Source organism: Streptomyces sp. NPDC028711 (assembly GCF_055565415.1).
Map to the genome: position 1 here is coordinate 173,519 of NZ_JBVHUJ010000012.1, position 11,896 is coordinate 185,414.

7 protein-coding genes are annotated in these 11,896 nt (G+C 71.9%); 4 read left to right on the forward strand and 3 right to left on the reverse strand.

Translation table 11 applies throughout. From position 1 onward, the window contains the following. The first annotated feature begins 58 nt into the window (after positions 1–58). A complete protein-coding gene (gene smc / locus ACZ4VK_RS30795) occupies positions 59–3,610 on the forward strand; it encodes a chromosome segregation protein SMC (RefSeq protein ID WP_468359204.1) in 3,552 nt (1,183 codons plus the stop codon). Between the two features lie 178 nt (positions 3,611–3,788). Then, positions 3,789–5,222 carry a sugar porter family MFS transporter gene (locus ACZ4VK_RS30800; protein ID WP_468359207.1) on the forward strand — a complete coding sequence of 478 codons (1,434 nt, stop codon included), beginning with the start codon at positions 3,789–3,791 and terminating at the stop codon, positions 5,220–5,222. Positions 5,223–5,311: 89 nt separating this feature from the next. Here the strand turns inward: ACZ4VK_RS30800 and ACZ4VK_RS30805 are convergent, their stop codons facing one another. After that, positions 5,312–6,286 carry an LLM class flavin-dependent oxidoreductase gene (locus ACZ4VK_RS30805; protein WP_468359210.1) on the reverse strand — a complete coding sequence of 325 codons (975 nt, stop codon included), beginning with the start codon at positions 6,284–6,286 and terminating at the stop codon, positions 5,312–5,314. 58 nt (positions 6,287–6,344) lie between these two features. Continuing rightward, positions 6,345–7,802 (reverse strand): cytosine permease, encoded by a 1,458-nt coding sequence (locus ACZ4VK_RS30810; RefSeq protein ID WP_468359213.1) that lies wholly within the window; start codon positions 7,800–7,802, stop codon positions 6,345–6,347. Positions 7,803–7,894: 92 nt separating this feature from the next. Here ACZ4VK_RS30810 and ftsY point away from each other — a divergent pair, with 92 nt between their 5' ends. Further along, complete coding sequence (gene ftsY, locus ACZ4VK_RS30815) at positions 7,895–9,118, forward strand: signal recognition particle-docking protein FtsY (RefSeq protein ID WP_468359521.1); 1,224 nt, start codon at positions 7,895–7,897, stop codon at positions 9,116–9,118. Between the two features lie 122 nt (positions 9,119–9,240). Here the strand turns inward: ftsY and ACZ4VK_RS30820 are convergent, their stop codons facing one another. Then, positions 9,241–9,894, reverse strand: coding sequence for a bifunctional DNA primase/polymerase (locus ACZ4VK_RS30820; protein WP_468359215.1), 654 nt, complete (start codon positions 9,892–9,894; stop codon positions 9,241–9,243). Between the two features lie 425 nt (positions 9,895–10,319). Between ACZ4VK_RS30820 and nsdA the strand changes: the two genes are divergently transcribed. Further along, positions 10,320–11,795 carry a transcriptional repressor NsdA gene (nsdA, locus tag ACZ4VK_RS30825; RefSeq protein WP_468359218.1) on the forward strand — a complete coding sequence of 492 codons (1,476 nt, stop codon included), beginning with the start codon at positions 10,320–10,322 and terminating at the stop codon, positions 11,793–11,795. The last annotated feature ends 101 nt before the right edge of the window (positions 11,796–11,896 follow it).

Below are 11,896 nucleotides of genomic sequence, written 5' to 3' on the forward strand. Positions count from 1 at the left end.
GAGGATCTGCCCTGCACCTTCGCGGGTGAAACGCACGGGCCCCGGTAGAGTCCAAGGGGTGCACCTCAAGGCCCTGACCCTCCGCGGATTCAAGTCGTTCGCCTCGGCCACCACCCTGCGGTTCGAGCCGGGAATCACCTGTGTCGTGGGCCCCAACGGATCGGGCAAGTCCAATGTCGTGGACGCCCTCTCCTGGGTCATGGGCGAGCAGGGCGCCAAGTCGCTGCGCGGCGGCAAGATGGAGGACGTCATCTTCGCCGGCACGAGCGGGCGCCCGCCGCTCGGCCGCGCCGAGGTCTCGCTCACCATCGACAACTCCGACGGCGCGCTGCCCATCGACTACGCCGAGGTCACCCTCACCCGGATCATGTTCCGCGGCGGCAGCAGCGAGTACCAGATCAATGGTGACACCTGCCGGCTGCTCGACTTCCAGGATCTGCTCTCCGACTCCGGCATCGGACGCGAGATGCACGTCATCGTCGGCCAGGGACAGCTCGACTCCGTGCTGCACGCCGACCCGATGGGCCGCCGCGCCTTCATCGAGGAGGCGGCCGGCGTCCTCAAGCACCGCAAGCGCAAGGAGAAGGCGCTGCGGAAGCTCGACGCGATGCAGGCCAACCTCGCGCGCGTGCAGGACCTCACCGACGAACTCCGCCGGCAGCTCAAGCCCCTCGGCCGACAGGCCGCCGTGGCCCGCCGCGCCGTCGTCATCCAGTCCGACCTCCGCGACGCACGGCTCCGCCTCCTCGCCGACGACCTCGTCCACCTCCAGCGGGCCCTCACCGCCGAGGTCGCCGACGAAGCGGCCCTGCTCGCCCGCAAGGAGGCCACCGAGACCGCGCTGCGCGCCGCCCTCGCCCGCGAGGCGGAGCTCGAAGCGGAGGCCCGCGCCCTCGTGCCGCGCCTGGAGCGGGCCCAGCAGAACTGGTACGCCCTTTCCCAGCTCGCCGAACGCGTCCGGGGCACCGTCTCCCTCGCCGACGCGCGCGTGAAGAGCGCCACCGCGGCGCCCCCCGAGGAGCGCCGCGGCCGCGACCCTGAGGACCTGGAGCGGGAGGCGGCCCGCGTCCGCGAACAGGAGGCGGAGCTGGCGGCCGCCCTGGAAGCGGCCGAACGGGCCCTTGAGGACGCCGTCGCCCGCCGTACCGAGCTCGAACAGGCGCTGGCCGCCGAGGAACGACGCCTCAAGGACGTGGCCCGCGCCCTCGCCGACCGGCGCGAGGGCCTCGCCCGCCTCCACGGCCAGGTCAACGCGGCCCGCTCGCGCGCCGCCTCCGCCCAGGCCGAGATCGACCGCCTCGCCGCCGCCCGGGACGAGGCGGTCGAGCGGGCGGCCACCGCCCAGGAGGAGTACGAGCAGCTCCGGGTGGAGGTCGAGGGACTCGACGCGGCGGACACCGAGGACGCCGAGCGCCATGAGGCCGCCCGCCGTGAACTGGCCGATGCGGAAGCCGAGTTGAGCGCCGCCCGCGAGGCCGCCGGCGCCGCCGAACGCCGCCGTGCCGCGACCCGGGCCCGGCACGAGACCCTCGCCCTCGGTCTGCGCCGCAAGGACGGCACGGGCGCACTGCTCGCCGCGGGACTCGGCGGACTCCTCGGCCCGGCGGCCGAACTCCTCACCGTCACCCCGGGATACGAGATCCCCGTCGCCGCCGCACTCGGCGCCGCCGCCGACGCGGTCGCGGCCACCGGGCCGTCCGCGGCCGCCGAGGCCCTCCGGCTGCTGCGCAAGCAGGACGCGGGCCGTGTCTCCCTGGTCCTGACCGGAGCCCCGGAACCGGACCCCGTTCCGGCCGCCGAGGGCCGTCCGTACGCCGCCGACCTCGTGCACGGCCCCCCCGAACTCATGGCCGCCGTACGTCGGTTGCTCGCCCGGGTCGTGGTCGTCGGAGACCTGGACGAGGCCGCGGAACTGGTCAGGTCCCGGCCCGCGCTGACCGCCGTCACGGCCGAGGGCGACCTGCTCGGGGCGCACTTCGCGCAAGGGGGCTCCGCGGGAGCCCCCAGCCTCCTCGAAGTGCAGGCCTCGGTGGCCGAGGCCGCCGCCGAACTCGAAGAACTGGCCGTACGCTGCGAGGAGTCGGCGACGGCCCAGCGCGAGGCCGACGAGCGACGCCGCACCGCCGCCGCGCTCGTCGAGGAACTCGACGCCCGCCGCCGTACCGCCGAGCGCGAGAAGTCCGCCGTCGCCAAGGAGCTCGGGCGGCTCGCCGGGCAGGCCAGGGGAGCGGCGGGGGAGGCCGAGCGGACCGTGGCGGCGGCCGCCCGCGCCCAGGAGGCCCTGGAGAAGGCGACCGAGGAGGCGGAGGAGCTCGCCGAACGGCTCCTGGTCGCCCAGGAGGCCGCCGACCTCGGGGACGACGGCAGCGAGGAACCCGACACCGCCACGCGTGACCGGCTCGCGATCGACGGCTCCCACGCGCGCCAGGCCGAGATGGAGGCGCGGCTCCAGGTCCGTACGCACGAGGAGCGGGTCAAAGGGCTCGCCGGGCGGGCCGACTCGCTCGACCGGGCCGCACGGGCCGAACGGGAGGCACGCGCGCGTGCCGAGCAGCGCAGGGCCCGGCTGCGCCACGAGGAGCGGGTCGCGGGCGCGGTCGCCGCCGGCGCCCGGGCGCTCCTGGCCCACGTCGAGGTCTCGCTCGACCGCGCCGAGCGGGAGCGGGCGGCGGCCCAGACGGCCCGCGCCGACCGGGAGGAGGGCCTGACAGCCGCCCGGACGTGGGGCCGGGAGCTCAAGGCCGAGCTCGACAAGCTGACCGACTCCGTCCACCGGGGCGAGGTGCTGGGCGCCGAGAAGCGGCTGCGGATCGAGCAGCTGGAGGCGAAGGCCCTGGAGGAGTTCGGCGTGGAGGCGACCGACCTGGTCGCCGAGTACGGCCCGGACCAGCCCGTGCCGCCGCCGCCCGCGGTCGAGGGGGAGGAGCAGGACGGCGATGAGGCGGCCCGGTCGCGCCCCTTCGTCCGTTCGGAGCAGGAGAAGCGGCTCAAGGCCGCCGAACGGGCGTACCACCAGCTCGGCAAGGTCAATCCCCTGGCACTGGAGGAGTTCGCGGCCCTGGAGGAGCGGCACCAGTTCCTCTCGGAGCAGCTGGAGGACCTGAAGAAGACCAGGACCGACCTGCTTCAGGTCGTGAAGGAGGTCGACCTGCGGGTCGAGCAGGTCTTCACCGAGGCGTACCGGGACACGGCCCGTGAGTTCGAGGGTGTCTTCTCGCGGCTCTTCCCGGGCGGCGAGGGCCGGCTCGTCCTCACCGACCCGGACAACATGCTCACCACCGGCGTCGACGTGGAGGCCCGCCCTCCGGGCAAGCGGGTCAAGCGGCTCTCGCTGCTCTCGGGCGGCGAGCGCTCGCTCACGGCCGTGGCGCTGCTCGTCTCGATCTTCAAGGCGCGGCCCAGCCCGTTCTACGTGATGGACGAGGTGGAGGCGGCGCTCGACGACACCAACCTCCAGCGGCTGATCGGGATCATGCGGGAGCTCCAGGAGTCCTCGCAGCTGATCGTGATCACGCACCAGAAGCGGACGATGGAGGTCGCGGACGCGCTGTACGGCGTATCCATGCAGGGTGACGGCGTCTCGAAGGTCATCAGCCAGCGGCTCCGCTAAAGCATTCGTTCAAGTGTTGAACTCTGATGGGTGAGCTGTGCTCTAAAAGTCACACGACATCGACTATTGACTTCGAAACTTGAAGGCATAGTCTCTGCAACGTTGCTTTTACCTTCACGTGGTGGGCGGCGTGAAGTTGTGCGCCACTGGAAGGGCTTCCCCCCACCGAGGAGTCCATGTGACCAACACCGCGCAGGCGCCCACGCCGCCGCCTTCCGAAGGCCGAGCCGCCCACCCGGACCACCTCGGCCACGTCATCTTCATCACGGCCTCGGCCGCGATGGGCGGATTCCTCTTCGGATACGACAGCTCCGTCATCAACGGCGCCGTCGAGGCGATCCGCCACCGCTACGACATCGGCTCCGGCACCCTCGCCCAGGTCATCGCGATCGCCCTGATCGGCTGCGCCATCGGCGCCGCCACCGCCGGCCGGATCGCCGACCGCATCGGCCGCATCCGCTGCATGCAGATCTCCGCGGTGCTCTTCGCGGTCAGCGCCGTGGGCTCCGCGCTGCCCTTCGCCCTCTGGGACCTGGCGCTCTGGCGGGTCGTCGGCGGCTTCGCCATCGGCATGGCCTCGGTGATCGGCCCCGCGTACATCGCCGAGGTCGCCCCCGCCGCCTACCGCGGCCGCCTCGGCTCCTTCCAGCAGGCCGCCATCGTCATCGGCATCGCCATCTCCCAGCTGGTCAACTACGGCATCCTCCAGCTCGCCGACGGCGACCAGCGCGGCGAGATCGGCGGCCTGGAGGCCTGGCAGTGGATGCTCGGCGTGATGGTCGTCCCCGCCCTGCTCTACGGCATGCTCTCCTTCGCCATCCCCGAGTCGCCGCGCTTCCTCATCTCCGTCGGCAAGGTCGACCGCGCCAAGGCGGTCCTCGCCGAGGTCGAGGGCCACACCGTCGACCTCGACCTCCGCGTCGCCGAGATCGACCGGGCCATGCGCAGCGAGCACAAGTCCACCTTCAAGGACCTGCTCGTGGCCGGCGGCCGCTTCAAGCTGCTGCCCATCGTCTGGGTCGGCATCGGACTCTCGGTCTTCCAGCAGCTCGTCGGCATCAACGTCGCGTTCTACTACTCCGCGACCCTCTGGCAGTCCGTCGGCATCGACCCGTCGAGCTCGTTCTTCTACTCGTTCACCACGTCGATCATCAACATCGTCGGCACCGTGATCGCGATGGTCCTGGTCGACCGCGTGGGCCGCAAGCCGCTCGCGCTCGTCGGCTCCATCGGCATGGCCGTCGCCCTCGCCTTCGAGGCCTGGGCCTTCTCCGCCGACCTCGTCGACGGCAAGCTGCCCGAGACCCAGGGCGTCGTGGCGCTCGTCGCCGCCCATGTGTTCGTGCTCTTCTTCGCCCTCTCGTGGGGCGTGGTGGTCTGGGTCTTCCTCGGCGAGATGTTCCCCAACCGGATCCGCGCCGCGGCCCTCGGCGTCGCCGCCTCCGCCCAGTGGATCGCCAACTGGGCCATCACCGCGAGCTTCCCGTCCCTCGCGGACTGGAACCTCTCCGGCACGTACGTCATCTACACGATCTTCGCCGTGCTCTCGATCCCCTTCGTGCTCAGGTACGTCAAGGAGACCAAGGGCAAGGCGTTGGAGGAGATGGGCTAAACCCCCGCTGCCCCGCTCCTCACCCACGGAACTGCCCCGGCCCGAGGCCCTGTGCCCCGAGCCGGGGCAGTACGCCGTTCCCGCAGGCATCAGGGGGTGTCGAGTCCCGGAAGCACACCGTCGCAGAACAGCCGCAGGCTTCGCCACCCCTCCTCGACCGGCATCCCGCCGCACAGCGGATGCAGCACGAGGCTCTCCAGGCCGAGGGCCAGGCACTCCTCGGGAGTGACGATCCGGTACACCCCCTCCGCCCGGAGCTCCGCCACCGTCGTCGCCGTCGACCGCACCGCCGAGCGGATGTCCTTCGACTGCCACGACGCGTACGTCCGCGCCTCGTGCAGGAAGTGCTCCCCGTGCTCCGCCCAGGTCCGGTCCGGATCCTCCGACAGGTGCAGCAGCGGGGTCTCCTCGGCCGGCATCATCGTCCACCCCTCCGTGCCGTACTCGGCGCACCGCTCCCGGTAGTACGTCTCCAGGTCCGGCAGGTGCGCGCTCGGGAAGAACGGCAGCCCGAGCCGGGCCGCCCGCCGCGCCGCCGCCCGCGACGAACCGCCCACGAGCAGCAGCGGATGCGGCCGGGTGAAGGGCCGCGGGGTGACCCGTACCGTACGCCCCCGGTACGTGAACGGCTCGCCGGTCCAGGCCGTCAGGAGGGTCTCGAGGAGCAGGTCCTGGAGCTTGCCGCGCCGGCCCCAGTCGACCCCGCGCTCCTCGTACTCCTCCGGCCGGTAGCCGATCCCCGCCACCGTCACCAGACGGCCCCCGCTCAGCAGGTCGAGGACCGCGATGTCCTCCGCGAGCCGCAGCGGATCGTGCAGCGGCCCGATGATCGCCGACACCGTCACGGCGATCCGTTCCGTCGCGCCGAAGACCGCGCCGGCGAAGGCGAAGGGGGAGGGCAGCCAGTTGTTCGCGACCCCGTGGTGCTCCTCGGTCTGGACCGTGTCGACCCCGTGGGTGTCGGCGTACGCGGCCATGGCGAGGGCGGCCCGGTAGCGCTCCGAGAGGGACTCCGGGGTCGCGCGGGGATCGACGAGGTTGAACCGTACGACTGTGAAGGGCATGGGAAGTCCCCCTCCGCGGGTGGGATGCCGGCGAAGGGGGACGTTATCTGACGTAGCGTCAGATGGAAACGGTCTCGCGCACCTCGGCGGCCGCCGCCGGAGCCTTCTCGGGGGTGCGCGGCAGCACGGCGTAGAGCACGCCCGCGACCACGATCGTCGCCGCCCAGCCCAGACCGTTCTCGCCGATCCAGGACGAGGCGAGCGGACCGGCGAACCAGTCGACCTTCGTGAACAGCAGGCCCGCGAGCAGCGCCACGGCCCAGGCCGTCATCGCCTGCCAGGCGAAACCGCCCCGGTACCAGTAGGCGCTGGTCCGGGTGGTGTCCATGAGTGCCACCGCGTCGTACGACCGGCGCCGCAGCATGTCCACGCCGAAGACCCCGATCCACGCCGAGAACGCCACCGCGAGCAACGTCAGGAAGGAGATGAACGAGCCGATGAAGCTGGTCGCCACCACCATCAGGAGGAAACCGAAGACCAGGCTGATCACCGCGTTCACACTGACCGCCGCCGCCCGCGACACCTTGATGCCCAGGGTCTGCGCCGTGAACCCGGCCGAGTACATCGACATCGAGTTGATGAGCAGCATCCCGATCAGGGCGATCACCAGGTACGGCACCGAGATCCACATCGGCAGCAGCTCACCGATGAACGAGACCGGGTCCTGCGCCGAGGCCAGGTCCGGCGTCGACACCGCCATCACCGCGCCCATCAGCACCATCGGCAGGACGACGATCCCGGCGCCGCCGACCGTCGAGCCCACCATCGCCTTCGAGGAGGCCGTGCGCGGCAGATAGCGGGTGAAGTCCGGGCCCGAGGGGACCCAGCTGATGCCGCCGGCCGCGATCGTGCCGATGCCCGCGACCATCATCGCCGTCGAACCGGCCGGCTTGTCGAAGACCGCCGACCAGTCCGTGTTCGCCACCAGATAGGCCAGGACGAGCACCGAGAAGGCACCGAAGAGGTACGTGGACCACTTGCTGCACACCCGCAGCGCGTTGATGCCGAGACCCGAGACCAGGAAGGTGCAGGTGACGAAGAGCAGCAGCGTCACCACGATGAGGAGCGTGTTCGACTTCACTCCGAAGAGCAGGTCGAGGACGGTCAGCACGGCGTACGCGCCGGTCACCGCGTTGATGGTCTCCCAGCCCCAGCGGGCCACCCAGATCAGCGCACCCGGGAAGAGGTTTCCGCGCTGACCGAACACGGCACGCGACAGCGCCATCCCCGGCGCCCCGCCCCGCTTGCCCGCGATCGAGATCAGGCCGACGATCCCGTACGAGAGGACGGGCGCGGCGATCGCCACGGCCAGGACCTGCCAGAAGTTCAGGCCGTTGAAGACGATCAGACCGGCGCCCATCGTGAGCAACAGCACACTGATGTTGGCGGCGACCCAGGTCGGGAAGAGCTCGCGGACCCGGCCGGTCCGCTCGGCGTCGGGGACGGGTTCGAGACCGCGGGTCTCCATGGCGCCGTCGTGCGTCGCGCCTGCGGCTTCGGAGGCGTCGTGGGGCATGGGGGTACTCCGTACACATGTGGGGGGGACCCACCCAGCGTACGTGCTCCGTCTCCGGCCGCTTCGTGGCCGATACTGGTGGGGTTATGGGAATCGAAATCCTCATCCTTGCCGTCGTCATCGCCGTCGTCGTGGTGGGTGTGACCAGCGGGCTCGTGATCGGCAGCCGCAAGAAGAAGCGGCTGCCGCCGGCGGAGCCGCCGTCCACCACCCCGACCATCACCGCTCCGCCCGCCGAGCCGCACGTCGGCGACGAGGCGGAGACCCCCCGGGAGGAACCACGCCGCACGGTCGAGGAGGTCACTCTCCCCGCCGAGGAGGCCGTCGAGACGCCGGCCGCCGTCGAGGACCCCGTCGTCGCCGAACCGGCGGCCCCCGAGATCGAGATCCCGGAGCCCACCGCCGGCCGTCTCGTACGGCTCCGCGCCCGGCTCGCCCGCTCGCAGAACTCGCTCGGCAAGGGGCTGCTCACGCTCCTGTCCCGCGAGCACCTCGACGAGGACACGTGGGAGGAGATCGAGGAGACCCTCCTCACCGCCGACGTCGGCGTCGCCCCCACCCAGGAGCTCGTCGAGCGACTGCGCGAGCGCGTCCGCGTGCTCGGCACCCGCACCCCGGAGGAACTGCGCGGTCTGCTCCGCGAGGAGCTCGTCGCCCTCCTCGGGCCCGACCTCGACCGCACCGTGCACACCGAGAGCCCCACGGACGTCCCGGGCGTGGTCATGGTCGTCGGCGTCAACGGCACCGGCAAGACCACCACCACCGGCAAGCTGGCCCGCGTCCTCGTCGCCGACGGCAAGTCCGTCGTCCTCGGCGCCGCCGACACCTTCCGCGCCGCCGCCGCCGACCAGCTGCAGACCTGGGGCGAGCGCGTCGGCGCCCGGACCGTCCGCGGCCCGGAGGGCGGCGACCCGGCGTCGATCGCCTACGACGCCGTCAAGGAGGGCATCGCGGAGGGCGCCGACGTCGTCCTCATCGACACCGCCGGCCGGCTCCACACCAAGACCGGCCTCATGGACGAGCTCGGCAAGGTCAAGCGCGTCGTCGAGAAGCACGGCCCGCTCGACGAGATCCTCCTCGTCCTCGACGCCACCACCGGCCAGAACGGTCTGATCCAGGCCCGTGTCTTCGCCGAGGTCGTCGACATCACCGGCATCGTGCTCACCAAGCTCGACGGCACCGCCAAGGGCGGCATCGTCGTCGCCGTCCAGCGCGAGCTCGGCGTCCCGGTCAAGCTGGTCGGTCTGGGCGAGGGCCCCGACGACCTGGCCCCGTTCGAGCCGGGCGCCTTCGTCGACGCCCTGATCGGCGACTGACCCACGGTCCACGCGCACGCGTGAGGGCCCCCGCCGTGCATCGGCGGGGGCCCTCTTGTGTGTTCGGGTGGCGCCAGGGGGTGTCTTGCCGATCAGGCCGGGCTCGCGGCGTCTGGCACCGCCTAGAAGTGGGTGCGGTGGCAGATGTACGCCAGGGTGCCGAGCAGCAGACGCGCCTGCGGCGGCGCGCCCGCCGTGTCCAGCGTCGGAGGCCTCAGCCAGCGCACCGGACCGAGCCCGCCCAGATCCGACGGGGGAGCGGTGATGTGGCTCCCCGGCCCCAGACCGTGCAGGTCCAGATCGGCGTCGTCCCAGCCCATCCGGTACAGCAGCCGCGGAAGCTCCGCCGCCGCCCCCGGCGCCACGAAGAACCGGGCCCGCCCGGTCGGCGTCGCGCACACCGGGCCCAGCGGAAGCCCCATGCGCTCGAGACGGACGAGCGCCCGGCGGCCCGCCGCCTCGGCGACCTCGATCACGTCGAAGGTCCTGCCCACCGGCAGCATCAGTGCGGCGCCCGGGTACTCCGACCACGCCTTGGCCGCGTCGTCGAGGCCGGCGCCCGCCGGGACCGGCTCCGCGAAGGAGAGAGGGTGCGCGCCCGGGGCCGTACACGCCGGATCACCGCAGGAGCACTGGCCGGAGACGGCCCGCGCGCCGGGAACGACGTCCCAGCCCCACAGGCCGGTGTACTCGGCCACCGCTGTGCACTCCGTGGTGCGTACGCGGCGGCGTGCGCCGGACCGCATCTCACGAATGCCGCCGATCGTGAAACCCATGCCCCCTCCAACGGGTCGAGCGCGCCGGTGGTTACGAGCCGGAGCACCGTCGTCACCTTTCGTCACGGTCCGTCGCGCGATGTGTGGCGCGGTCGTGCGAAGGGTGGTGCGGGTCGGAGCGCGCGCCTCTCCGCGCATCCGTCCGCCGACTCCGGTTCGTCGCCTGTCAAGTGAATCGCGTTCGACGGGCGTCGAGTTCATTCGATGGGGTGGCGAATGGTGGCGTTTCTTGAATCGCCCTCGTAGACGGGTGATCGTAGGATTACTTTCGGTACTCGAAACCAGGGGGCGCTTGCGCACGCGGGTATGCCGGAGGCAACCCGGTTTCCAGTTCGAAGGAGAGCGAACGCCGGACGGGTGCCGCAAGAGGCGGCATTCTGATAGGGGTTCGCAGGACAGGCAATCAGGTGGATGGGGGCGTTCCAGTGGGCGGCAACGGCACAGAGGGCACGACTGCCGGCAAGCGCCCGAACGAGCAGCTGGGCTCGTGGTTCGTGCGCAGCGGCTGGTCGAAGGGCGAACTCGCCCGGCAGGTGAACCGCAGGGCACGCCAGATGGGCGCGCACCACATCTCCACCGACACCTCGCGGGTGCGCCGCTGGCTCGACGGCGAGCAGCCGCGCGAGCCCATCCCCCGCATCCTCTCCGAGCTGTTCTCCGAGCGCTTCGGCTCCGTCGTCGCCGTCGAGGACCTCGGCCTGCGCACCGCCCACCAGTCGCCCTCCGTCTCCGGAGTCGACCTGCCCTGGGCCGGCCCCCAGACCGTCGCCCTGCTCAGCGAGTTCTCCCGCAGCGACCTCATGCTCGCCCGCCGGGGCTTCCTCGGCTCCTCCCTGTCGCTCGCCGCGGGACCCGCCCTCATCGAACCGATGCAGCGCTGGCTCGTGCCGACCCCCGGCGGCGACATCGAGCGGCCCGACGCCCTCGCCGACATCCGCCGCCCCAACCGGCTCTCCGAGGTCGAACTCGACCTCCTGGAGTCCACCACCGCCATGTTCCGCAAGTGGGACGCCCAGTGCGGCGGCGGACTGCGCCGCAAGGCCGTCGTCGGCCAGCTCCACGAGGTCACCGACCTCCTCCAGGAGCCCCAGCCCGCGGCCACCGCCAAGCGCCTCTTCACCTGCGCCGCCGAACTCGCCGAACTCGCCGGGTGGATGAGCTACGACGTGGGCCTCCAGCCCACCGCCCAGAAGTACTTCGTCCTCGCCCTGCACGCCGCCAAGGAAGCCGGCGACAAGCCCCTCGGCTCGTACATCCTCTCCTCGATGAGCCGTCAGATGATCCACCTCGGCCGGCCCGACGACGCCCTCGAACTCATCCACCTCGCCCAGTACGGCAGTCGAGACTGCGCCACCCCGCGCACCCAGGCCATGCTGTATGCGATGGAGGCCCGCGCCTACGCCAACATGGGCCAGCCCTCCAAGTGCAAGCGGGCCGTCCGGATGGCCGAGGACACCTTCGCGGACGTCGGCCTCGACGGCGAGCCCGAGCCCGACTGGATCGGCTTCTTCTCCGAGGCCGAGCTCAACGGCGAGAACTCCCACTCCTACCGCGACCTCGCCTACGTCGCCGGGCGCTCCCCGACCTACGCCTCGCTCGCCGAGCCCGTCATGGAGCGGGCCGTGCGACTCTTCGAGAAGGACCCCGACCACCAGCGGTCGTACGCGCTCAACCTCATCGGCATGGCCACCGTCCACCTCCTCAAGCGCGAGCCCGAGCAGTCCGTCGTCCTGGCGGGGAAGGCCCTCGGCGTGGCCAGGAGCATCCGCTCCGAGCGGGTCAACACCCGGCTCCGCAAGACCGTCGACCACGCCGCCCGCAACTACAGCGACGTCGCCGAGGTCGTCCAGCTCACCGACCGGCTCACCGAGCTGCTGCCCGAGACCGCCGAAGCGGTCTGACCCCGGCCCCGCGCCCCCCGTACTCCGGCCGCGCCGGACGTCCCGTACTGCCCGACTCGGCTCCCCCGCCGCAAGGACACAGGGACGTCCCGGCGCGGCCG